Source organism: Microbispora rosea (genome assembly GCF_900156315.1).
GTDB lineage: Bacteria > Actinomycetota > Actinomycetes > Streptosporangiales > Streptosporangiaceae > Microbispora > Microbispora rosea.
Window position 1 is genome coordinate 1 of record NZ_FTNI01000040.1, and the last position, 23108, is coordinate 23108.

Here is a 23108-nt window from a genome sequence, read left to right on the forward strand (position 1 = left end):
TGCGCAGCCAGCCGTTGATGTTCGCGTCGATCTGGTCGATCCGCCACCCGGGGTGTCCCTCGTGGTCGTGGTCGCCCAGACTGCCCGGTCCGTTGTACTGCGACCCGACAAAGTCGATCATGTAGCGGCCCGCGGCCAGGCGCTGCCACAACCCGATCCGGTAGCCGCCGGGCACCTGCGTGCCCTCGGTGATCGAGTCGCCCAGCGGCATCACCCGCACCCCGCCGTTCGACTCCGCGAAGGCGACGCCCGTGCCCGTAAGCGTGCCGGTCAGCGCGCCCGTCGCCGCCACGACCACGGCCAGCAGCGCCGCGGTCCACGAACGTCTCCACGTGCGCACGGCCGCCCCTCCGTTCGCCGGCAGGGAGCGCGGCCGGTCCGGCGTACGGCGGAAGCCCGGCTCATCTTCGCCGAGCGGGCTGCGAGGGGTGACTCCGGCGCCGGCCAGGCGCAGAAGGCGTGCGATTCTCATAGATGCTCCTGGGAGAGTGCGGGACAGACGATGTGCTGTTATCGCTCACCTGCGGTGTCGGACGTGAGGGCCGGTGCGGACCGATCCGCGCCCCAGGGGAGAGGCGGCGTCCGCACGGTCCGGGCTCGGCCTGCTCAGGGAAGGCCGAGCCCTGATCGGGGAGAGAGCCTGTCCGGGAAACCCGGTTCGGCAGCCTTGTTAGCGTTAACATTCGTGCCTACAGGACGGGCCCTTTCTCTGCGTCTGACGTAGGTGGTGGTGCGGCGGAGCAAATACGACGGCCGACTCCGCGTCAAGGCTCCCGCCTCGCTCGGGCCGGTCTTCCCGGCCTGCCGGGGCGCTTCATCTGCCGCGATGAGGGCGGGCCCGATCGCCGCGGGCGGCACGGGGTGAAACTTTCACGACGCCGACGCGGGGGCTGTGCGCCGGCAGAACCGATCTGCCGGGGGTGACGAGACTTCACCCGGGGGATCGAGAAAAAGACCAGTTGAAAGGGCGCAGTCTCATGAGGCGGCCGCGGTCCAGGCGGTCGGGCGTCGCGCCGGCTGTCGGCGAGGGCGCCGCCGGGTCCCGCTGCCGATGACTCCCGGAGTGGGCTGGTTCGGCATGTGAGGACCTCCTAGAATCGGGACGGGCATCCCGCTTTGCCGACTAGGTGGGATGGCCGTCCCGGTTTGCCGATGGAGAGGTGCGGGCCATGACGGACGAACGCACGGCGCGATCCGACGCGCGGCGCAACCGGGCACGCGTGTTGGAGGTGGCGGCCGAGGTGTTCGCCGCCGAGGGCTTTTCGGTGCCGGTGCACGAGATCGCGCGCCGTGCCGGGGTGGGTACCGGCACGGTGAGCCGGCACTTTCCGACGAAGGAGGATCTCCTCACCGCGATCGTGGGCGCCCGGCTGGCGGACCTGACCGCCGAAGCCGACGAGCTCGCCCGCCGGGAAGATCCCGGCACCGCCTTCTTCGCTCTCTTCACTGCTTTCGTGCGAGCGGGCGCGGCCGACTGCGGACTGGCCGAGCTGGCCGGCGCCGATCGCCGGTTGGACGAGCTCGGCGAGCGCGCGGGCGCCGACTTGTGCGGCCGGTTGCAGGAGCTGCTGGCCGCCGCCCAAGAATCGGGCGCCGTGCGTCCTGACGTCGGCTACTCGGATGTGAGGGCGCTGATATCGGCATGCATGGCCAGGAAAGACCCGCTGGAGCCGATCCTCGCCGTCGTCGCCGACGGACTGAGCGCCCGTTCCTCGACGAGGTAGCCGGATGCCAGAGGGTGAATCGGTCGCGACACCGCCAAGAGCGACCTCGGATTCGGTGGGTTACCGGTGTCGTCGCCATCGCCTCGGGTCATCGTCGGCGCAGGCCGTCGACGATGATCGCGACCACGGTGGGCGCCCGGGTCTCCCATTCGGTTTGGGGCACTCGTGACAGCGCGCCGAGCAGCATGATGACGTCGGCGGCGTCGACCCCTTCACGTATCTCGCCCTCGGCCTGGCCTTTGGTGAGCAGTGCGGTGAGAGCGTTGTCGAGTTTGCTGTGGTTGTCCGCGTAGAGGTCCTGCCACGCGGACGCTTCGATCGCGGCCATGACCCCGCGTTTGACGCGCGCGTATTCGATGAGCCGGTCCAGCCACCGGGTGAGCGCGTCCAGTGGTGTTCGCTGGGCGAGTAGCGCCGGCACGGCGGAGACCAGTTCGTCGATCTCTTGCCGGTACACCTCGGCCAGCAGGTGCTCGCGGGTCGGGAAGTTCCGATACAGGGTGCCCTGTCCGACGCCCGCGGACTTGGCGACCAGGTGTAGCGCCAGGTCCTCGTCCGCGCCGTTCAGCTCGGCCAGGGCCGCACGGGCGGCGGTGACGATGCGCTCGCGATTGAGCACCGCGTCCGAGCGGCGTGCCCGAGCGACCATCGCAGACCTCCCCGTTAAGTGGACAATTGTCCGCTATGCTCGACCTAAGCGGACAACTGTCAGCTTAGCTGGAGGTCAAGATGAGCGGAGTCAGCGGCAAGGTTGTCGCTATCACCGGAGCGAGCAGTGGCATCGGCGAGGCGACCGCACTGGAACTCGCCCGGCGCGGTGCCGCGGTGGTGATCGGCGCCCGGCGCAAGGATCGCCTGGACGCGCTGGCCGAACGGATCCGGGCAGACGGCGGGCAGGCCGAAGCGGTCGCCCTGGACGTGACTCGGCGTGCGGACCTGAAGCAACTGGTCGCGGTCGCGGTCGAGCGGTTCGGACGGCTCGACGTGCTCGTGAGCAATGCCGGTATCGCGAGGACCGGTCTGGTGAGCGACCTCGACGTCGAGGCCTGGGACGAGATGATCGACATCAATGTGCGCGGAGTGCTGCACGGGATCGCGGCCGCGCTGCCGGTGTTCCGTCGCCAGGGCCGTGGGCACCTCGTCACGACCGTGTCGACCTCGGGTCTGAAGATCGTCCCGACGCAGGCGGTCTACGCCGGCACCAAGAACGCCGTCCGCACCTTGCTGGAGGCGCTGCGCCAGGAGTCCACCGACGGCGTCCTGCGCACGACCTCGATCTCACCGGGGTACGTGCACACCGGGCTCGTCGACTACATCGAGGATCCGGTGGTCCGGGCGGAGGCCCAGCGCGTCATGGCCAAGGGGATCAGCCCGGACGCCGTGGCTCGCGCCATCGCCTTCGCGATCGAGCAACCCGACGACGTCGAGATCGGGGAACTCACGATCCGTCCGACCAGGCAGAACTGACCCCCGGGCGCGAGGCGGTTCGGCGGGCGGGCGCCGCGCGCGATCACCTTGGACGTGGACGGCTTGGACGTGGACGGCCTGGGGTGCGGCGGGTCGGGGCCCCGTTCGGCCCTCAGGAACGGTGATTCCGGGTGTGGGCGGGTGCGGTCGTGCCCCGCAGGGAGATGGGCGGCGCGACCAGGAGATGGCCGTGCGGGGTGGTGGGATCGGCGATCAGCCGGATGAGCATCTCGACGGCGCGGGCACCGAGCTCGTCCGCGGGGACGTCGGCGGCCGTGAGCGGGGGGTGCAGGTTCTCCGCCCAGTGCCGGGCCGCGACGCCGGCGATGGAGAAGTCGCGGGGCACGACCAGGCCCGCCTGGGCCAGCGCGTGGTACATCCCGGGGGTGGCGGCCTCGTTGATGGTGGCGATCGCGGTCAGATCGGGATGCTCGTCGAGGAGCCGCTCGACGCAGGACACCCCCGACTGGGCGTCGTCGGCGCAGCACGTCTGCACGCCGTCGAGACGGCGCTCCGTCATCGCGCGGGCGAAACCGGCCTGGGCGCGGTGGCCGGGACCGTACCCTGCCGCCACCAGCTCCTCGGAGCGGTTGACCAGGGCGATGCGGCGATGACCGAGGTCGGCCAGGTGGTGCACGCAGTTGGCGATCAGCGTCTCGTAGTCGATGTCCACCCAGGACATCTCCTCGGGACGGCTGGTGCGGCCGATGCCGACGAAGGGCAGCCCGGCCTGCCGCAGGCGGGTCACCCGGTCGTCCTCCAGCCGTATCTCCATGACGATGACCCCGTCCACGCGTCTGCCGCCGACCACGCGCTCGAACGATCGGTCGTGCTCGCCCCCGGACGGTGACAACAGGACGTCCAGGTCGGCGTGTGCGGCGGCGTCGACGACGCTGGCCACGAACCCGAGCTGCATGTCGGTCAGGCGCCGGCTGGCGGGCGGGATGACCAGGCCGATGGTGTGGGTCCTGCCCTCCTTGAGCGCCTTGGCGGCGGCGTTGGGCCGGTAGCCCAGTTCGTCGATGACCGCCTGGATGCGCCGTCGTGTCTCCTCCGACACGGGACGCTTGCCGCTGAGGGCGTACGAGACGGTGCTGCGCGCCACACCCGACCGCTTGGCGATCTCCCCGATATTCACCGGCGCTCCTCACCTGATCCGACCGATATGCACATCGTAAGTCGAATCGAGCGCACGGATCGACCGCCGCGACTCCTGCCGTGCTCCGTCCGACCCCCGTGACGTGCGCGATCTGGTCGTTTCCGGTGTTGCGAACCGATTCGATCACGCGTTGCGGCGAGCGCGTCGCACAGAGCCGGCCGCCGGCCGGATGCTGGCCGGACGCCGGCCGGACGCGCGGTGCTGCACGTCCGACCGGCGGGGCGGTCACGGGCGACGCGGGCCGGCGTCGCCGGTCACCTGATCAGCTTCGGGTCCACTTCTGGCTGGTCGTGCCGGTGCACGACCACAGTTGCACCTTCGTGCCGTTCGAGGTGCCGAAGTTGCTCGCCTCCAGGCACAGGCCGGACTGCACGCCGGTGACGGTGCCGTCGGCGTTGACGTTCCACTGCTGGTTGGCCTGACCGTTGCAGTCCCAGATGATCGCCCTGGTGCCGTTCGCGGTGCCGGCGGCCTCGGCGTCCAGGCACTTGTTGCCGTACACCTGCAGCGCCTTGCCGGAGGTGTAGGTCCAGCTCTGGTTGGCCTGGCCGTTGCAGTCCCACAGGTTGAGCTGCGTGCCGTTGGTCTGCGACTGGTTCGGGACGTCCAGGCACCGGTTGGCGTTGACGTTGCGCAACATCGACGTCGAGCCCGGCCCGGACGGCGAGGGGGACGGCGAAGGGGACGACGAGGGGGGCAGGAGGGTGATGGTGAAGGTGTCGTCGACGGCGGTGTGCGGAAGGTTCACCGTCGTGCCGTTGTTCGACAGGGTCGCCACGCTGTTGGAGACGGTGACCGGGCCTGTGACGGCGCCGCCGCCGTTGTAGGGGATGCGCTCGACGAGGACGCGGACCTGGTTGTTCTGCACGATGCCGCCGGTGGTGTCCAGGCGCCGCAGGTTGACGGCGACGTTGCCGGTGGTGCGTCCGCCGCCGACGAGGATCTTGGCGCTCCCGCTCGCCTTGGTGGCGAAGGCGTCGTAGTTGGAGCTGGGGGTGACGGAGGCGATCTGTCCGGTCTGCGAGCCGTAGAAGCGGTAGACCCACCATTCGCCCTTGGGCTGGTACTGGCCGGAGGAGTTGTGGACGAGTAGGTTGCCCAGGTCGTTGTGCAGGTTGTTCCCGCCCGCCCAGTTGGCGCGCAGGCCGTCGGCCCCGGCCCGCTCCAGCCGCGCGATGTACCAGGCGCCGTCGGCGGGGTTCTGCTCGTTGGAGGCGCCGTACTCGTTGATCTGGTAGGGGCGGGGGTGGGCGATGCCGCGCGAGTTCAGCGTGGTGTCGGCCGTCGCGACGTTGGCCACCGGGTCACCGGGCAGGGAGTGCCAGCTGACGATGTCGGGCACGACGTTGTTCGCCTTGACGTAGTCGAGGTACTGCGTCCACCAGCCGCCGGTGGACGGCACGCCCGCGAAGCTGGGGCCCACTATCAGGTGGGAGGGGAACGCGGCGCGGATGCGCTGGTAGGCGCGCTTCCACATCTCGAAGTACTGCGACTGGGGGCGGTTCCAGAACAGGGTGATGTTGGGCTCGTTCCACAGGTCCCACTGGACCGGAGCGCCGGTCGCCCGTACGTCGTCGATCAGGCGGGTCAGGAAGTTGTCGTAGTCGGTCCAGTTGCCGTTGTCGCCGGGGAAGCGGGAGATCGGGTAGCCGTCGGCTCCCCACAGGTCGTGCACGAGCAGGACGAACTCCCCGCCGAGCGACCGCGTGCGCAGCAACTGGGCGCGGGTGGCGTTCCACCGGCGGTCGTACTTGCCCGACACCCAGCCGCCGGGGCTGTCGAGCTGCGCGCCGCCGGCGCGCATGTACCGGAACTTCACGTCGGTGAAGTAGTTGTCCGGAGGGTTGGCCGCGTTCTCGGTCATGCCGTAGATCCACCCCGACGCTCGGTAGGTCGGGGATCCGCCCGCGACCGAGAAGTCGACGGTGATGGACTCGTCGGCGGCCTGGGCGGGCGAGGCGGTCGCGAGGACGGACGCGGCGACGAGTGCCGCGGCGGAGAACAGGGCGGCCAGGCCGCGGCGGCGGTGCCGCCAACGTGAGGTGATGTTCACACATGACTCCTTCGACGGAGGGGGTGGGGAACGCAGGGCGAGCCGTGGCGTCGTCCTGGAACCTGGGGTGGTGCCGTCCGGCGGTCGGGGTGAAGCGAGGGGGTGGTCTCAACGCAGGCGACCGAATCGAATCGATTCGCAGAAAGCGTAAATTCACGCGGGAACGCGTGTCAATTGCGTGTATCGCGGACATTAAGGGCAGATGTCCTGGGCGTGGACCGGTGCATGTTTCGGCGCCGGAGCGCGGAAACATGCAGTTCAGCGGCGTGCTTCGAATCGGTTCGCCGGATGCTCCCCGCTCAGGTCCGGAGATCGGAGTCCTGCGTGAGGGCGGCGCGCATGGCGGTGATGAGCCGGTGTCCTGGATAGTCGGCGAGGCGAGGAAACTCCCCGCCGTGATAGCAGGCCCAGTAGCTCGCCACGCGCTGCTGAACGCGGGTGCAGAACCGGGGGTTGTCTGCCAGGAAACGGCCGTAGGCCCGGCCTGCGGGGGAGCCCGGAACGTCGAGGTCGCCGACGGTCACGCGGAACGAGCCCACCGGCGAGAAACGCGCCCTGGGGAGGACGCGGACGGCGGCGCGGACCTCACGTTCGAGGGCGTCGCGGAAGGCGCAGGTCAGCGACTCGTTCAGGCCGGAGGGCTCCGGCTCCCGGGACTCGTCGATGCTCCGCCATCGGTAATGGACCTCGGGCGGGTTCTCCTGGTTGCCGCCGCCGTCCCGTTCCTCGACAAGGGTGAAACCGTGCCGTTCGCAGAAGCGGCGGGCGGCGGTGTTCTGCTGTGACCGTGTGCAGCGTCGCGTCGTGCGCGTCGGGTCCCGGCCAGCGCCGGCCGTGGCGGTAGCGGGTCTCCTCGACCGTCACCGTACGGCTGTGCCGTTCCCGTTTGTCCGCGCTGCGACGTCGCGCGAATTCGGCCAGCTCGGCGTGCCGGGCATCTCTGCCGGCTTCCAGGACGTCCAGCGCGCGGACGAGCGCGTCCTCATCGTTACGTACGTCGCCGGCGCGGCCGGTGATGTAGGCCCAGGTCGCGTGCGGACCCAGCGGCATGTGATGTCCGGCCGCGCGGCGCAGGGCGAGGTATCGACAGGGGTGGGGCAGAGTGCGGTCACGCACGCGCCGTGCGTGGGCGCCGAAACTCACGAACCGTTCTCCTGGGCGTCGCGGGCCGTCATCGGGGCGAAACCGAGCAGGCTGAGGCCCTGGCGTGGTCGTCCCCGCATCTGATCAAGTCGTGGTGTCTGCATTCGCGGTGTCAGGCCGCGAGACGGTTTGAGGCCCGGCGGGCGGCACCGCGCCTCTGTCGAGGGCCTGGACCCACTTCACCGCGACCGCGGCGACCTGGATGAGCTCGGTGCGCAGGCGGTCGGCGTCGTCCTCGGCGAACGCCTCGAGCACTTCTTCGTGCAGGATGTGCCGCCAGGTCAGCCGGCCCTCGGCCGCGGCGTCGGCCACGGCCTGTTTGGCGAGGTCGGCCTCGGACGCGTACGCGGGCCCGGTGCCGTCGGGGTGTTCCGGCAGACCCCACATCGCATCCTGGGCGACTCGTTCCGCTGTCACGTCGGTCAGCACCCGGTTCAGCGAACCGGGAACGCCGTAATCGCCAGGCTGCGTCATGTGCCGGTGTCCTCCCCACCCGACGATCACCTACGGACCGCCTTGCCCTCTGCCGTACGGAACGGTACCGGAGGCTTCGACACCCCAACGGCACCGTGCCGATCTCGGGTCACCGGGGCCGATTTCGGGTCACCAGGGCCGGTCTCAGGTCACCAGGGCCGGTCTCAGGTCACCAGGCCCCTACGGTAGGCGTAGACCACCGCCTGTACGCGGTCGCGCAGGTCGAGCTTGGTGAGGATGCGCGACACGTACGTCTTGACGGTCTCCTGGCTGATGACCAACGCCGCGGCGATCTCGCTGTTGGACAGGCCGTCGGCGATGAGGCGCAGCACCTCCAGCTCGCGCGGGGTCAGCGCGACGTCGCCCGGTGTGCCCTCGGCGGGACGGATCCGCGCCGCGTACCTGCCGACGAGCTGCCGCGTCACCTCGGGCGCCAGCAGCGCGGCACCCGTCGCGACGGTGCGGATGCCGTGCAGGAGCTGCGCCGGTGGGGCGTCCTTGAGCAGGAACCCGCTCGCTCCCGCGCGCAGCGCCTCGTACACGTACTCGTCCAGGTTGAACGTCGTCACCACGAGCACCTTGACGGGATCGTCCACCCCGGCGCCGGCCAGCAGGCGGGTCGCCTCGATGCCGTCGAGCACCGGCATGCGCACGTCCATCACCACGATGTCCGGGTTCAGCCGGCGGGCGAGGTCGACCGCGGCGCGGCCGTCCCCGCACTCGCCCACCACCTCGAGGTCGGGCTGCGCATCGATGATCGTCGCGAACCCGGTGCGGATCAGTGCCTGGTCGTCGCAGACCAGGACCCGGACCGGCGCGGTCACGACGGGCTCCCCGCGGGGATGAGCGCCCGCACGACGAAGCCGCCGCCCGCTCGCCGGTCGGCGCTGAACTCGCCGCCCAGGGCGTCGACCCGCTCGCGGAGCCCGGCGAGACCGCGCCCGCTTCCACCGGGAGCGCCGGTTCGCGAGCCGGAGCCGTCGGTGCCGACCTCCACGAAGATCTCCTTCTCGCCGTAGCGCACCCGGACCTCGGTACGGCTGCCATGGGCGTATTTGAGGGCATTGGTCAGGGATTCCTGTACGACCCTATAGGCCACGAATTCGGCGCTGCCGGCGGATTCGGCCGGGGTGCCCTCCTCGGCGAACTCCACCGGCTGCCCGGCCCGGCGGGTCTGCTCCACCAGCGTGTGGAGTTCGCGGACGGACGGCATCCTGACGTCGGTGTCATGGTCGGGGTTGAGCAGGTCGAGCAGGCGCCGAAGGTCGGAGATGGCCCGCCGGCCGGTGTCGGTGACGGCGCTCAGGGCCGTGTCGAGACGATCGGGCGCGGCGGTCAGATAGCGTGCCGCCTCGGCCTGTACGACCATCGCCGTCACGTGATGGGTGACGACGTCGTGGAGCTCGCGGGCGATGCGGGTGCGTTCGGCGGTGCGGGTGGCCTCGGCGATGTGGCGGCGTCGTTCGGCCTCGGCGGCCCGGGTGGAGCGCAGCCAGACTCCGATGCCCCAGGCGAGGACCAGAGTCAGGTAGAACACCACGTAACCTTCCACCTTCTCGGTCGCGCCGAGCCGGTCGAGCGCGACCGCCAGCGGCACGTACGCCGCGGACAGGAGGAGCGCGGCGGCGCGCCGGTGGCGCTCCAGATGGGCGCCCGCGCTGATGAGCGCGACGGACATCGCGTTGCTCGCGAAGACGTGGTAGGCGCGGATCTGGTCGAGGACGAAGCCGAGCGACACCAGGGCCAGGCACACGGCCGGCCACCGGCGGCGAACGGCGAGCGGGAGGCACTCCAGGGCGATCACCACGAACGCCAGTGCGTCGAAGGGACGGAGCGGCAGGTCCCCGACCTGCGTCCCCTTGCCGTAGAGCGCCGGCAGGAGCGACACGACGGCCATCAGCAGCCCGAACGGCGCGTCCCGGACCACGACGTCGTACCGCCGCCACCGGTCGGCGACCCGCGCCAAGTCGATCATGGGGCGAGCGTAGCGGTCGCGTCCGCCCGGGCGTGGCGCCGGAGGGGGACCAGGTTGCCACGACGGCGGGCCAGCCACATGAAGGCGATCGTCAGCAGCGCGCCGAACACCACCGCGTACGGGCTCGCCTCCGGCCCGAAGTCGCCGCCGGTGAGCAGTGCCGGGCCGGACGTCACGCCGTTCAGCAGTCCCTGGGTCGCGCCGTTGCCGGAGACCTCGGTGCTGAAGATGCCTGCCGCGGCGAAGTTCCAGCCGAAGTGCAGGCCGATCGGCAGCCACAGCGTGCGGGTGGCGGCGTAGGCGGCGGCGAGCATGCCGCCGGCCTCGATCGCGATGGCGATCGCGCCCCACAGGCCGGCGTGCTGGTTGGTCAGGTGCATCAGGCCGAACAGCAGCCCGGTCAGTGTCAGCGCGATCCACGTGCCGGTCCGCTGCTCGATGATCCGGAACAGTACGCCGCGGAAGAGCAGCTCCTCCGTCACGGCGGCGGCGGCCATGAAGCCGAGCATCCCGATCGCACCCGTCACCGAGCCGAGACCGTCGACCCGGTAGCCGCCGATGAAGGCGATGTTCACGATGACGGCCGCGAACATCCCGGCACCGATCAGCAGCCCCCGGCCGACGGCGGGGACGGCGCCTTTCGCGCCCACCTCCACCGGCGCGCGGCGCTCGGACCACCGCACCACCCGGGCGTACACGAAGACCGCGAGGGCGGCTGTCGCGACACCGAGGACCAGGGTGAGAAACGCGTTCCCCTGCACCGCGCCCACGATCGCGCCGCCGGCGAAGGCGACCACCGCGACGGCCACGAGCTGCTTCAACAGTCGCATGACGACTCCTTCAGGTAAATCCGCGACCGGAGCGCCGCGGCTACGCCGAGAACGCTAGGGATTCGACGGCCTGGGATCGTCACCGCACGGTGGACATTCGCCGGTAGCTCGCACGGGGGACAAGCCGGCGCCGCCACCAGGGCCTATACCTCGCGTATACCGGCGTCTCGAATGCTCAGGCGTGCCCGCACACTCACGCGAAGAGAAGGTGACCATGCGACGGGGCCGCCGGGGGAGGGCATGGCCGGGGGAGCAGGCGGCGGGTGCCCCGGCTGATCGAAGGCCCGCCCCGGTGACCGGCCTCACGGGGGGTGACGGTGTTCGAGTTCGACGTTCTCGGGCCGCTGCGGGTGAGCCGCGACGGGGTTCCCGTTCCGCTGGGCGCGGCGATGCTGCGACGCATGCTGGCGGCCCTGCTGTGCACGCCGGGCCGGCCGGTGGCGGTGCCTGCGCTGATCGAGGCCCTGTGGGGGAGCACACCACCCCGCAGCGCGCACAAGACCCTTCAGATCTACGTGCTGCGGTTGCGGCAGGCGCTGGGCGAGCGCGACCGCGTCGTCCACTGCGCCGGTGGTTACGCCGCCGCCGTGCTGCCGCAGGAGCTGGACGCGCTGCGCTTCCGGGAACTGACGGCGGCCGGGCGGGCCGCCAGGAGGACCGCGGATCCGGCGACGGCGGGCATGCTGTTCGAGCGTGCGCTCGGTCTGTGGCGGGGACCGGCCTACACCGGCGTCGGAGACGTGGCGGTGGTCGCCGACGAGGCCCGGCGGCTGGAGGAGGAACGGCTGCTGACCTGTGAGGAGCTGGCCGTCGTCGACCTGGCCCGAGGCCGCCACGCGGAGCTGGTCACCGGCCTGACCGAGATGGCCGGGCGGCATCCGTACCGGGAACGGCTGCACGCCTGCCTGATGCTGGCCCTGGACCAGGCCGGGCGTCAGGCCGAGGCGTTACGGGTCTACCAGCGGACGCGGACCGTGCTCGGCGAGGAACTCGGCGTCGAGCCCGGCCGGATGCTGCGACGGGTGCACGAGGCGATCCTGCGAGGTGAGGCGACCGGCCCGTTCGCCGACGAGATCCTCGGGCCGGACGGAGCCGCCTGCGCGTACGCGCGTGCCGGGCGCCTCGAAGCCCGGGACGCCGTGGGAAACACCGTGGGAAGCACCGTGGGAAACGCCGCCGGAAGCCCCATCGGAAGCGCCATCGGGGGCGACGCGGAGGGCCGGGCGGACCCGGGGTGGACGGGCGCGGGGTGGACGGGCAGAGGACGGACGGATGAGGGGTGGGCGGGGCCCGCGGCGACCGTGCCGTGCCATCTGCCCCCGGACATCGCGGACTTCACCGGACGCCGGGACACGGTGGAGTCGCTTCGGCGGTGGCTCACCGGCGCGGGCGGGCCGACCGCCGCCATGACCGCCGCGACGCCGGTCGTGGCGGTGTACGGCGGGGCGGGCACCGGCAAGACGACGCTCGCGGTCCACGTCGCCCACCGCCTGCGGGAGACGTTCGCCGACGGCCGGCTCTACGTCGACCTGCGCGGGACCTGCCCGCGGCCGATCGACCCGGCCGAGGCGCTGGCGCGGTTCCTGATCTCCCTCGGGGTGGACGCGCGGGCGGTGCCCGACGAAGCCGAGGAGCGCGGGAAGCTGTTCCGCACCGTCCTGGCCGATCGTCGCGTGCTGGTGGTGCTCGACGACGCCGCGGGCGAGGAGCAGGTCAGGCCGCTCCTGCCGGGTGGTCCGGGCTGCGCCGTGCTGGTGACGAGCAGGCGCGGGATCGCCGGGTTGAGCGCCCGCACCGTGCGCCTCGGCCCGCTCGACCCGCCATGCGCGTCGGAGCTGCTCGGGCGGATCGCCGGGCCGGTCCGGGTGGCGGCGCGGCCCACCGTAGCGGCCGAGATCGTCCGGCTCTGCGGTCACCTCCCTCTGGCCATACGGATCGCCGGGGCGAAACTGGCGCTGCGGGAGCACTGGCACCTCGGCCACCTGGCGGATCGCCTGCGGGAGGAGCGGGGGCGCCTGGACGAGCTCGCCCTCGGCGGCCAGTCGGTCCGGGCGAGGCTGGCCGCCGACTACGACAGGCTCGACCCGACCACCCGGCGGGCGCTGCGGATGCTCGGCCTGCTCGACGTCCCCGCCTTCGCCGCCTGGATGCTCGCGGCGGCCCTCGACGTGACGGTGCGCGAGGCCGAGACGTACGCCGATCTGCTCGTCGACGCCCAGCTCCTGAGCTGCGAGGACGGCGACGGGAACGGGCGGTTCCGCTACCGCCCGCATGAGCTGGTGCGGCTCTACGCGCGGGAACGCGCCGAACTGGAGGAGCCCGCCGGCGAACGGCACACGGCGATCGTTCGCGTTCTCGCCGCGTTGCTCGCGCTGGCGGAGACGGCGGAGAGCGGCCTGCCGGAGCAGCCGGCCTCCGTCATCCGGGGCGGGGCCCCTCGCTGGTGTGCCGTCCCCGCCACCGGGGTGCTGGTCGGCGATCCGGCCGCCTGGTTCGACGGCGAACGGGAGACCCTGCTGGCGGGGGTGGCGCAGGCCTGCCGGCTCGGTCTGAGCGAGGCGGCCTGGGAACTGTCCGCCCGCGCGGCCGGCTACTACGCCTTCCGCGGCCACTACCGGGACTGGGCGTTCTCCCACGAGCTGGCGCTGCGGGCGTGCGCGGCAGGCGGCGACCAGTGGGGCGAGGCGGTGATGACGCGCGGCCTCGGCCACCTGCTCATGATCGGCGTGGAGCCGCGGCGCGGTGTCGCACCGGAGGCGATCGAGGCGGCACTCGCGGTGTTCGGCCCGGCGGGGGAACGGCACGGCGCGCTCGACCTGCTGTGCCTGCGGGCGTTCGCGCTGTGCCGTGGGGGAGACCCCGGCCAGGCCCGCGCGGTGGTGGACGAGGCCGTGGTCATGGCCGAGGAGATCGGCTACGAGCTCGCCCTGAGCCGTCTCTGGTACGTCCGCGCCGTCATCGACCGGGAGCAGGGGCTCCACGAGGACGCGCTCGCCTGCGCGGACCGCGCGTTCGGCCTGGCGATCCGCGGGAACAGTCTCGCGGCCAGGACCCTCGCCCTGCGGGAGATGGCCGCCGCCTGCCGCGACGCCGCCAGGGCCAGGCGCGTCTCCCTCCACCTGTGGGAGGGCCTGCAGATCTGCCGGCGGCGTGGGGAGCGGCTGCTCCAGGCGTATCTGCTGCTCGCCCTCGGCGAGCTGTGCGTTCGCTTCGGCCGCGGGGACGTGGTGAAGCCGATCGAGCGGGCGCTGGCCGTGTTCGAGGAGTTCGGGGTTCCTTCCGGGCAGGCCGCCGGGCTCCGCGTCCTGGGCGAGTCACACCGTCTTGGCGGCCGGTCCGGCCAGGCGGTACGCGCGCTCGGCGACGCCGTACGCGTGGCGCGCGGGCTGCGCGACCTCCACGAGCAGGCGCTCGCGCTGACGGCCCTCGGCCGGGCCCAGCACGACCGCGGCGACCGGGAGGCGGCCACGCGGTCCTGGACGGCGGCCCACCGGCTGTTCCTGCGACTCGGCAACACCGCCGAGGCCGCCGAGACCGCTGTGGCGGGCGCGGGCGGGGCCCTGCCCGGTCACGACAACCGGCGGATGACGACGCCCAGCACCTCGCTCACCGGCAGGTAACCCCAATGCCGGGAGTCCCGGCTGGTCGGGCCGTCGCCGAGGACCACCAGCCGGCCGGCCGGGACCACGTCGCCCGGAGCGGCGTGCACGCCCGGTGCGACCTGGTCGGGCACTCTGTCGCCCGGCATCGCGGCCACCCGCTTGATCAGCCACTCCGTCTCACGCAGTCCGGACGCGCGTCCGGAGGAGCCCGCGCCGCCCGGCTGGAGGCGCCGGAAGACCACCACCTGGCCGCGCCGCAGGACCGCCCGCCCGCCGCGCCGGATGAGCACCCGATCTCCCGGCTGGTACGTCGGAACCATGCTGGTCCCGGCCACTCGTACCACGACGAAGCGCCGCCGGGCCGCGGCCACCCCGGCGGCCACCCCGGCGGCGACCACGGCGGGCGACAGCAGCGAAATCACGAGATGTTGCATGATCAACCTTTCGGCCCGGCAGCCGATCGTGATTCTGCCGGGCCCCGGCTGCGCCCCGCCTGCGCCCCGGTTGCGCGGCTCCTGCCGCACGGCGCGCAGCCGGCGCGCAACCGCGGCGAAGGCCGCGCCGAGCATCCTCACAGGGCGGGCGGCCTACCACGCCCGAACCCAGCCAAGGGAGAAACCATGATCCGTACGCTGCACCGCCTGGGAGACCGGCTGCTCGAAAGGCTCCTCCCCGGCGCCGAAGCACAGGCCGACAACTGTTTCGAATACTGGCCGACGGGTGGCTGCAACCGCTACAAGGACTGCTACCCCAATCCCACCGGCTTCCTCTGCATCACGTATTGGCGGAGCAGCTGCGGCGGCGCCTGGCAGAACATCGGCTACTGCTGACGCCGGCCGACACGTCCAATGGTCTATGCCGTGCTGACCGTCCGGCTCGTGCTGACGGGGGTCTTCCTGGTCTCCGTCCTCACGAAGCTGCGCACGCGGCGGGCCTTCGGCGATTTCACCACGGCGGTGCGGCGGCTCGGCGGCCTTCCCTCGCGTCTCGCCACGCCCGCCGCCGTGGTGGTCGTCGCCGTCGAGGCCGGAACCGTCGTCATGCTGGCGGCGCCCGGCCTCGACGGCGACGCCAGGGCAGGCCTCCTGCTCGCCGGGGGCCTGCTCCTCGGGTTCGCCGCGGTCCTGGTCGCGGCGCTGCGGCGCGGGACGACCGTCGCGTGCCGATGCTTCGGCGGATCGGGCGAGCCGGTCAACCGCCGGCACGTGGCGCGCAACGCCGTTCTCGTCGCGTGCGCGGTGGCCGGGGCCGCCATGTCGTCCGCCGCGGGCGGCACGCCCGTCGCGCCGCCCGCCGCCGCGCTCTGCCTGCTCGGGGCCTCGGTCGCCGTCGGTGCCGTCGTGCTCCTCGACGACCTGGTCCACCTCCTCCGATGACCCTCCGGGAGTCGCCGGCCCTCCGACGTCCGCCGACCCCCTGATGTCCGCTGCCCCTCCGACGTCCGTTGACCCCCCTGATGCCCGTTGACCCCTTGATGGAAGGGAACGCCCATGGCCGTCCTGGTCGCCGCCGTCGTCCTGCTCGGCGGGCTCGTCCTGGTGAACCTGCTCCTGACCGGCGCGGTCATCAGGAGACTCAGGAAAACCACCGAGGAGTCCCGTGCCGGGAGACTGCCGGGAAGTCCCGGGCTCGGCGTGGGCGCCGAGGTCCCGGCCTTCTCCGCGCTCACGGTCACGGACACGAAGGTCACCAGGGACGACTTCGCGGGCGAGCGCACCCTCGTCGGGTTCTTCAGCACCGACTGCCCGCACTGCCTGCCGAAGGCGCCCACCTTCGTCGCGACCGCCCGTGACGCCGCCTCCGACGGCGTACGCGTGCTGGCGGTGGTGGTGGAGGGCGAGCGGAGACCCGCCGAGCTGCTCGCCGCCCTAACCGACGAGGTGAGCGTCGTCGTGGAGGGCGAAGGCGGCGCGATGGCGGACGCGTTCGAGGTCAGGGCCTTCCCGTCGTTCTTCCTGGTCGGCCCCGACGGGACCGTCGCCGGCAGCAGCCTGAAGCCGGAGCTGCCGGCGGGCGCGCCGACCCCCGCCTGACCGGCGTGAGGTCACGACTCGGGCCGCTGCGGCTCACCCTGACGCTCGTCTGGCGGGCCGGACCGGTTCTCGCCCTGTCTCAGATCGTCATGGCGGTGCTGGCCGGCGCCTCTCCCGTCGCGATCACGTGGCTCACCAAGCTGCTGATCGATCGCCTGAGCACCGGGCCGGGTTCCTCGACGCCGCCGCTCGCCGCGGCGATGGCCGTGGCCGGAGCCCTGACCGCGTTGCTGCCCCACCTGTCCGGATGGGTCCAGCGGGAGCAGCAGCGCCGCATCGCGTGGCGCACCAGCGACGAACTGTTCACGGCGGTGTGCCGGATGCAGGGACTGACCAGGCTGGAGAACCCGGATTTCCACAATCGGCTCCAGCTGGCCCAGCAGTCCGCGCAGACCGCCCCGCAGCTCGTCACCGAGTCGGCGCTCGGCGCGGCACGCGGCGGTATCACCATCGCCGGGCTGCTGGGCGCGCTCGCCACGCTCAGCCCGCTCCTCGCCGCCGTCGTGGCCGCGGCCGCCGTGCCCGAACTGGTCGTCCAGCTCCGGCTCGGCCGCCGGCGGGCGTACCTCCGCCTGGAGATGGCCCCCGCGGAGCGCCGCCGGATGTTCTACCAGACGCTGATGCTCGACCATCGGGCCGCCAAGGAGATCCGGCTGTTCGGCATCGGAGGCTTCCTGCGGGGACGCATGCTGGGCGAACTGGCCGCCGAGCAGCGGGCGGAACGCCGGATGGACCTGACGTCCTTCCGCTACAACGGAGCGCTCACCGCACTCAGCACGGTCATCGCGGGCGCCGCGCTGGTCGTGCTGGTCTCCCGGATAGCGGAGGGCCAGGCCGGCATCGGCGACCTGGCCGTCCTCACCGCCGCCCTCGCCGGCACCCAGTCCTCCCTGTCCGGCACGGTGATCCAGGTGGCACACCTGAACGAGGCACTCGTCCTGGCCGGGCACTACGCCCACGTCGTCACCATCGGACCCGACCTGCCGGAACCCGCCACCGATGGCGGCGTGCCACCGCTGCGGCACGGCATCGAACTCCGCGACGTGTGGTTCCGGTACGACGCCGGTCATCCGTACGTGCTGCGCGGCCTGAACCTGACCATCCCGCACGGGCGGAGCGTGGCCCTGGTCGGCCTGAACGGCGCGGGCAAGAGCACAGTCGTCAAGCTGCTGTGCCGCCTGTACGACCCCGAGCGCGGCAGCGTCCGCTGGGACGGCGCCGACCTGCGCGAGCTGCGCGTCGACGACCTGCGCCGCCGGATCGGAGCCGTGTTCCAGGACTACGTGGCCTACGACCTCACCGCGGCCGAGAACGTCGCCGTCGGCGACGTCGGCGCTCTCGGCCGGCCGGAGCGGATCCACGAGGCGGCCCGCGGGGCGGACATCCACGACGCGCTGGCGGGCCTTCCCCGCGGCTACGACACCATCCTGTCGCGGTTCTTCGCCGCCGAGCAGGATGAGGATCCCGGCCGGGGCGTGCTCCTGTCCGGCGGGCAGTGGCAGCGCGTCGCCCTCGCCCGCGCACTTCTCCGCGCGGACACCGCCGACCTGCTCATCCTCGACGAGCCCAGCTCGGAACTCGACCCCGAGGCCGAGCACGCCATCCATCAGCGGCTCCGCGACTGCCGCGGCGGCCGTACGAGCCTTCTCATCTCGCACCGCCTCAACACGGTGCGCGGTGCGGACCACATCGTCGTCCTCGCCGGCGGGCGGGTAGCCGAGCAGGGCACCCATGACGAGCTGATGGCCCTCGGCGGCGAGTACGCCCGCCTGTTCACCCGCCAGGCGGCCGATTTCCAGCTGGGCCGGGCCGAGCCGTCACCGCGATAACCGCTTGTGCTCCGCGCCGATCTGAGGCAACCTTGGACCCCAAGGAAGAATCTAGGGCTCCTAGGAAAACTCGGATCGCTTGAGAAGGGCGGCATGCACATGGCGCGGGCCGGGTTGACGGCGGATCGGGTGACGCTCGCCGGTGCCGAACTGGCGGACGAGGTCGGGCTCGAGCACGTGACCATGTCGGCGGTGGCACGACGGCTCGGGGTGAAGGACGCCAGCCTGTACGCGCACGTCCGCAGCCTTGAGGACCTGCGCGGGCGGATCGCGCTGCTGGCGGCGGACGAGAAGACCATCCGCATCGCGGAGGCGACCGCGGGCCGGGCCGGAAAGGACGCGCTGGTGGCGTACGCGAACGCCTGGCGGCAGTACGCCCACGACCACCCGGGCAGATACACGGCGACGCAGATCCCGATACAGATCGATCCCGAGCTCGTGGCCCGGGCCGCCGGGCCGCGGCGCGCCGTCGAGCTGACCTACAGCATGCTGCGCGGCTACGCGCTGGAGGAACCCGACCTGACCGACGCGGTCCGGCTGATGCGCAGCACGCTCCACGGCTTCACCAGCCTGGAGGCCGCGGGCGGGTTCGCGCACGCGCGCCCGGCCGAAGACACCTGGGTCCGCTGCCTCGACGCCCTGCACACCCTCCTCGAGCACTGGCCCACGCACGACGAAGGAGACTCGGCATGACCAGCCCGGCCATCGGCCACCTGCGCGTGGACGGCGCCACCCTGCACTACGAGGTGCGCGGAGAGGGGCCGCTCCTGCTGCTGATCCCCGGCGGCACGGGCGGCGCGGCCTCCTTCGACGGCGTCGCCGACGCCCTGGCCGCCGACTACACCGTCGCGTCCTACGACCCGCGCGGCATCTCCCGCAGCCCGCTGGACGACCCGGAGGCCCCGCAGCGGGTCGAGCGGCACGCCGACGACGCGTTCCGGCTGCTGGAGCTGCTGTCTCCGGACGCGCCCGCCCGCGTGGCCGCCTGCAGCTCGGGCGCCATCGTCGCGCTGCACCTGCTCACCGCCCATCCCGAACGGATCGAACGCGTCGTGGCGCACGAGCCGCCGGTGGTGGAGGTGCTGCCGGACGCGGCCGAGCACCGCGCGCTGCTCGCCCGCGTGCAGGACACGTTCCGCCGGGAGGGGCTGATGCCGGCGGCGGCCGTCTTCGCGGCCGGCCTGAGGCGGCCCGGAGCCGATCCCGTCGACGTCAGGGCCGATGCCAGGGCCGATGCCAGGGTCGATGCCAGAATCGATGCCAGGGCGGCCACCGAGCTTCCCCCGCAGGCGGCGGCTCGGGTGCAGCGGACGATGGCGGACATGCCCTACTTCCTGGGGCGCATCGTGCCGGGTTTCATGGCGTACAGACCGGACGTGGATCGCCTGGAGGCTCTGTCGGACCGGCTCGTGCTCGCCGCGGGAGCGGACTCGCGGGGCGAACTGCCCTACCGTCCCGCCGCCTTCCTCGCCGAGCGGTTCGGCACGGAGCTCGTCCACTTCCCCGGCGGGCACACCGGGCTCAGCACGCACCCCGCCGAATTCGGCGAGCTGCTACGCAAGGTGCTGAGCGCCTGATCCGGCCGCGCCGGCGAAGTCCTGCCGCCGGGTGTCGTATGAGACGGGTGCCCAATCGTCTTCCTGTCGAAGGCCGATCGAAGACCGATCGAGGGAAGGGAGTCAACCGTGAAGTACGTGCTGATGTTCGCCGAGACCGAGGAGTTCGCCACGCGTCTGGAGGCGATGGACGAGCTGGAGCGCGAGGCCGCCTACGAGGCGGTGATGCGCTGGTTCGCCGAGAACTCCGGCAAGATCACCCATCACGCGCATCTGGCGCCCGCGCACACCGCGACCACCGTGCGTCTCGACGGCGGCGAGCCCGTCGTCACCGACGGGCCGTTCGTCGAGGGCAAGGAGGTCGTCAGCGGCTACGCCGAGGTGGAGGTGGCCGACCTGGACGAGGCGCTGAAGCTGGCCAGGTCCTGGCCGGCGTGCCCGGTCGTGGAGATCCGCCCGATCGCATGAGCGGACCGGACGGCGGCCGGGGGAGCCGCGAGGCGCTGGCCCGCGTGGTGCGCGAGCACGCGGGCCGCCTCGCGGCCTGCCTGGTGTCGCTGCTGGGCGACTTCTCCGCCGCCGAAGACCTGGTGCAGGACGCCGTGGAGACCGCGCTGCGCCGCTGGCCGGTCGAGGGCGTGCCGGACCGGCCGGACGCCTGGCTGCTCACCGTGGCACGCCGCCGCGGCCTCGACGTGCTGCGGCGGGAGACGAACTACCGCGCCAAACTGGCCCAGTTGCGGTGGCCCGAGCCGGGGAAGGGCGACGACCGGCTGCGGCTGATCTTCACGTGCTGCCATCCGGCGCTGTCGCCGGAGGCCCGGATCGCGCTGACCCTGCGCGTGGTGTGCGGGCTGAGCACCGCGCAGATCGCCGCGGCCTTCGTCGTGCCGGAGACGACGGTCGCCCAGCGGATCACCCGCGCCAAACGGAAGATCGCCGTAGCGGGCGTCCCCTATCGGATCCCGGCCGCGGACGAACTGCCCGAGCGGCTCGGCGCCGTGCTCGCGGTCGTCTACCTGCTGTTCAACGAGGGCTATCTGTCGAGCACCGGCGACCGGGCCGAGGCACGCGACCTGGCCGACGACGCCGAGTGGCTGGCCGCGCTCCTGGCGGGCCTCATGCCGGGTGAGCCGGAGGTGGCCGGGCTGCTCGCGCTCATCCGGCTGCACCGGGCGCGCGGTGCGGCCAGGTTCGACTCCCACGGGCGTCTGGTGCCGCTCGCCGAGCAGGACCGCACGCTGTGGGACCACGCCGCGATCGCCGAGGCGACCGCGGCGCTGACACGCGCCGCCCGGGCTCATCGCCGGCCGGGGCCCTACCAGTTACAGGCCGCGATCGTGGCCTGTCACGCCGAGGCGGCCGGCTTCGAGCAGACCGACTGGGCGCAGATCCTCGTGTTGTACGACATGCTCCTGGCCGTCGCCCCCTCGCCGGTGACCCGGCTGCACCGGGCCGTCGCCCTGCGCTACGTCAAGGGGCCCGCGGCCGCGCTGGCGGAGCTGACCGGCCTGGAGGAGACCCTGTCCCGCTATCCGCTCCTGCACGCCACCCGGGCAGAACTGCTGCGCGCGCTGGGCGACACGAGCCAGGCGCGGATCTCGGACGAGCGGGCGCTGGGCCTGACCGCCAACCCGGCCCAGCAGGCCCTGCTCCACCAGCGGCTGGACCCGGCTCACGGAGACGTCAGGTGTGGCTGATCATCACGTGCTTGACGCGGGTGTAGGCGTCGAGGCCGTACCGGGACAGGTCCTTGCCGGTGCCCGAGTGCTTGAAGCCGCCGTGCGGCATCTCGGGGATGATCACCTGATGGCAGTTGACCCAGACCGCGCCGAAGTCCAGCGCGGCGGAAAGGCGCATGGCCCGCCCGGTGTCCCTGGTCCACAGGCTGGAGGCGAGCGCGTACTCGACTCCGTTGGCCAGGGCGACGGCCTCGTCCTCGTCCGCGAACGGCTGCACGGTCACGACAGGGCCGAAGATCTCCTGCTGCACGACCTCGTCGTCCTGCCGCACGTCCGCGACCACGGTCGGCGGGAAGAAGTAGCCGGGACGGTCGATCCGGGCGCCGCCGGCGACCACCCGGGCGTGCGCGGGCAGTCGGTCGAGGAACCCGGCGACCCGACCGGCCTGCGCGGCGTTGTTGGACGGGCCGAGGAACACGCCCTCCTCGTCGGGGTGGCCGACGGCGAGGGCACGCGCCGCCTCGGCGAGCGCCTCGACGAACCCGTCGTAGGCGCTCCGCTCGACGAGCACGCGGGTGACGGCCGTGCAGTCCTGTCCCGTGTTGAAGAACGCCGCCTCGGCGATGCCGGCGGCCGCCGCGGCCGGGTCCACGTCGGCGAAGACCAGCGCGGGGGCCTTGCCGCCCAGCTCCAGGTGGACGTCCTTGAGATCGCTCGCCGCGGCCGCCATCACCTCGGCTCCGGCCCGCGTCGAGCCGGTGATGGCCACCATCTCCACTCCTGGATGCGCGACCAGGACGCGGCCGGTGTCCCGGTCGCCGCACACGACGTTGACCACGCCGGGCGGGAACACCCGGGCGCACAGCTCGCCCAGCAGCACGGTGGAGCCGGGCGTCGTGTCGGACGGCTTCAGCACCAGCGTGTTCCCCGCGGCCAGCGCCGGGCCGACCTTCCAGGCGGCCATCATCAGCGGGTAGTTCCACGGCGTCACCTGGGCGACGACGCCGATCGGCTCACGGCGTACGAACGAGGTGTGCCCCTCGGCGTACTCGGCGGCGCCGAGGCCCTCCAGCACCCGCGCCGCGCCGGCGAAATAGCGGATGGCGTCGATCGCCCCGCCCACGTCGACCCGCAGCGCGGTGCCGCGCGGCTTGCCGGTCGCCCGCACCTCGGCCTCGGCCAGTGCTTCCCTGTTGTCCGCCATCAGATCGGCCAGCTCCAGGAGCAGCCGCTGACGCTCGGCCGGGGTGGTGCGCCGCCAGGTGCTCGACGCCTGGGCGGCCGCCGCGACGGCGTGGTCCACGTCCTCCCCGCCCGAGCGGGCCGCCCGGGCGTACACCTTCTCGGTGGACGGGTCGACCAGGTCCATCCACTCTCCGGACGCCGGGGCCCGGCTCTGTCCGGCGATCACGTTGCGCACGGTGTCCACGGCGGTTTCCTCCCAGGTCATACGGTCGCGGCGGCGCGGGTGAGCGCCGCGCGATAGCGGGCGGCGGCGGAGGCCAGGCCCACCAGCACGACCCGACCAGCTCGCCGCCGCGGTGGCAGCCGACGACGACCTCGCCGTCGAGGTCGCCCTCC

The 23108-nt window shown here is 72.4% G+C and carries 21 protein-coding genes and 1 pseudogene; 11 read left to right on the plus strand and 11 right to left on the minus strand.

The window, feature by feature from the left end; translation table 11 throughout:
* A pseudogene (locus BXA11_RS37095) lies at positions 1 to 472 on the minus strand (hypothetical protein); the annotation flags it as partial.
* A 697-nt stretch (positions 473 to 1169) separates the two neighbouring features.
* Between BXA11_RS37095 and BXA11_RS37100 the strand changes: the two are divergent.
* On the plus strand, positions 1170 to 1724 hold the full coding sequence (locus tag BXA11_RS37100; protein WP_076442237.1) for a TetR/AcrR family transcriptional regulator: 555 nt from the start codon (positions 1170 to 1172) through the stop codon (positions 1722 to 1724).
* Positions 1725 to 1812: 88 nt separating this feature from the next.
* Here BXA11_RS37100 and BXA11_RS37105 read toward each other — a convergent pair whose 3' ends face one another.
* Positions 1813 to 2373 (minus strand): TetR/AcrR family transcriptional regulator, encoded by a 561-nt coding sequence (locus tag BXA11_RS37105; protein WP_076442240.1) that lies wholly within the window; start codon positions 2371 to 2373, stop codon positions 1813 to 1815.
* A gap of 80 nt (positions 2374 to 2453) precedes the next feature.
* On the opposite strand from BXA11_RS37105, the gene BXA11_RS37110 reads away from it, so the two are divergent.
* Positions 2454 to 3191: an SDR family oxidoreductase gene (locus BXA11_RS37110; RefSeq protein ID WP_076442243.1), complete on the plus strand. Its 738-nt coding sequence runs from the start codon at positions 2454 to 2456 to the stop codon at positions 3189 to 3191.
* 112 nt (positions 3192 to 3303) lie between these two features.
* On the opposite strand, the gene BXA11_RS37115 is transcribed toward BXA11_RS37110, so the two are convergent.
* From BXA11_RS37115 to BXA11_RS37150, 7 genes are all read right to left on the minus strand, one after another.
* Positions 3304 to 4329, minus strand: coding sequence for a LacI family DNA-binding transcriptional regulator (locus tag BXA11_RS37115; RefSeq protein WP_076442245.1), 1026 nt, complete (start codon positions 4327 to 4329; stop codon positions 3304 to 3306).
* A gap of 283 nt (positions 4330 to 4612) precedes the next feature.
* The gene (locus BXA11_RS37120) at positions 4613 to 6403 is read right to left on the minus strand and encodes a ricin-type beta-trefoil lectin domain protein (protein WP_204053815.1); all 1791 of its coding nucleotides are present in this window, start codon (positions 6401 to 6403) and stop codon (positions 4613 to 4615) included.
* Between the two features lie 299 nt (positions 6404 to 6702).
* On the minus strand, positions 6703 to 6927 hold the full coding sequence (locus BXA11_RS37125) for a hypothetical protein (protein WP_143734736.1): 225 nt from the start codon (positions 6925 to 6927) through the stop codon (positions 6703 to 6705).
* 703 nt (positions 6928 to 7630) lie between these two features.
* Positions 7631 to 8020: a hypothetical protein gene (locus BXA11_RS37135; RefSeq protein WP_076442251.1), complete on the minus strand. Its 390-nt coding sequence runs from the start codon at positions 8018 to 8020 to the stop codon at positions 7631 to 7633.
* A 164-nt stretch (positions 8021 to 8184) separates the two neighbouring features.
* Positions 8185 to 8844, minus strand: a complete 660-nt coding sequence (locus BXA11_RS37140) for a response regulator (RefSeq protein WP_076442253.1) — start codon at positions 8842 to 8844, stop codon at positions 8185 to 8187.
* Positions 8841 to 9995, minus strand: coding sequence for a sensor histidine kinase (locus tag BXA11_RS37145; RefSeq protein ID WP_076442255.1), 1155 nt, complete (start codon positions 9993 to 9995; stop codon positions 8841 to 8843). The genes BXA11_RS37140 and BXA11_RS37145 overlap by 4 nt, the downstream gene beginning before the upstream one ends.
* Positions 9992 to 10825: a CPBP family intramembrane glutamic endopeptidase gene (locus BXA11_RS37150; protein WP_076442257.1), complete on the minus strand. Its 834-nt coding sequence runs from the start codon at positions 10823 to 10825 to the stop codon at positions 9992 to 9994. The genes BXA11_RS37145 and BXA11_RS37150 overlap by 4 nt, the downstream gene beginning before the upstream one ends.
* Before the next feature lie 317 nt (positions 10826 to 11142).
* On the opposite strand from BXA11_RS37150, the gene BXA11_RS37155 reads away from it, so the two are divergent.
* On the plus strand, positions 11143 to 14445 hold the full coding sequence (locus BXA11_RS37155) for an AfsR/SARP family transcriptional regulator (RefSeq protein ID WP_143734738.1): 3303 nt from the start codon (positions 11143 to 11145) through the stop codon (positions 14443 to 14445).
* On the opposite strand, the gene BXA11_RS37160 is transcribed toward BXA11_RS37155, so the two are convergent.
* Entirely contained in the window at positions 14394 to 14861 is a 468-nt protein-coding gene (locus BXA11_RS37160) for a S26 family signal peptidase (RefSeq protein ID WP_076442356.1), read from the minus strand. The genes BXA11_RS37155 and BXA11_RS37160 overlap by 52 nt on opposite strands.
* A 186-nt stretch (positions 14862 to 15047) precedes the next feature.
* On the opposite strand from BXA11_RS37160, the gene BXA11_RS37165 reads away from it, so the two are divergent.
* The 8 genes from BXA11_RS37165 to BXA11_RS37200 all read left to right on the plus strand — a co-directional run bounded on the left by BXA11_RS37165 (position 15048) and on the right by BXA11_RS37200 (position 21545).
* Positions 15048 to 15257: a hypothetical protein gene (locus BXA11_RS37165; RefSeq protein ID WP_076442262.1), complete on the plus strand. Its 210-nt coding sequence runs from the start codon at positions 15048 to 15050 to the stop codon at positions 15255 to 15257.
* 30 nt (positions 15258 to 15287) lie between these two features.
* Positions 15288 to 15803, plus strand: a complete 516-nt coding sequence (locus tag BXA11_RS37170; RefSeq protein WP_143734739.1) for a MauE/DoxX family redox-associated membrane protein — start codon at positions 15288 to 15290, stop codon at positions 15801 to 15803.
* 114 nt (positions 15804 to 15917) lie between these two features.
* Positions 15918 to 16460 (plus strand): TlpA disulfide reductase family protein, encoded by a 543-nt coding sequence (locus BXA11_RS37175; RefSeq protein WP_076442266.1) that lies wholly within the window; start codon positions 15918 to 15920, stop codon positions 16458 to 16460.
* Positions 16461 to 16465: 5 nt separating this feature from the next.
* Positions 16466 to 18289 (plus strand): ABC transporter ATP-binding protein, encoded by a 1824-nt coding sequence (locus tag BXA11_RS37180; RefSeq protein WP_239105113.1) that lies wholly within the window; start codon positions 16466 to 16468, stop codon positions 18287 to 18289.
* A 99-nt stretch (positions 18290 to 18388) separates the two neighbouring features.
* On the plus strand, positions 18389 to 18982 hold the full coding sequence (locus BXA11_RS37185; protein WP_076442359.1) for a TetR/AcrR family transcriptional regulator: 594 nt from the start codon (positions 18389 to 18391) through the stop codon (positions 18980 to 18982).
* Positions 18979 to 19866: an alpha/beta fold hydrolase gene (locus BXA11_RS37190; RefSeq protein ID WP_076442273.1), complete on the plus strand. Its 888-nt coding sequence runs from the start codon at positions 18979 to 18981 to the stop codon at positions 19864 to 19866. Before BXA11_RS37185 ends, BXA11_RS37190 begins: the two co-directional genes overlap by 4 nt.
* Before the next feature lie 108 nt (positions 19867 to 19974).
* Positions 19975 to 20313, plus strand: coding sequence for a YciI family protein (locus tag BXA11_RS37195; RefSeq protein WP_076442275.1), 339 nt, complete (start codon positions 19975 to 19977; stop codon positions 20311 to 20313).
* Entirely contained in the window at positions 20310 to 21545 is a 1236-nt protein-coding gene (locus BXA11_RS37200) for an RNA polymerase sigma factor (protein WP_076442277.1), read from the plus strand. Before BXA11_RS37195 ends, BXA11_RS37200 begins: the two co-directional genes overlap by 4 nt.
* Here BXA11_RS37200 and BXA11_RS37205 read toward each other — a convergent pair.
* The gene (locus BXA11_RS37205) at positions 21532 to 22977 is read right to left on the minus strand and encodes an aminobutyraldehyde dehydrogenase (RefSeq protein WP_204053814.1); all 1446 of its coding nucleotides are present in this window, start codon (positions 22975 to 22977) and stop codon (positions 21532 to 21534) included. The genes BXA11_RS37200 and BXA11_RS37205 overlap by 14 nt on opposite strands.
* Positions 22978 to 23108: the final 131 nt, after the last annotated feature.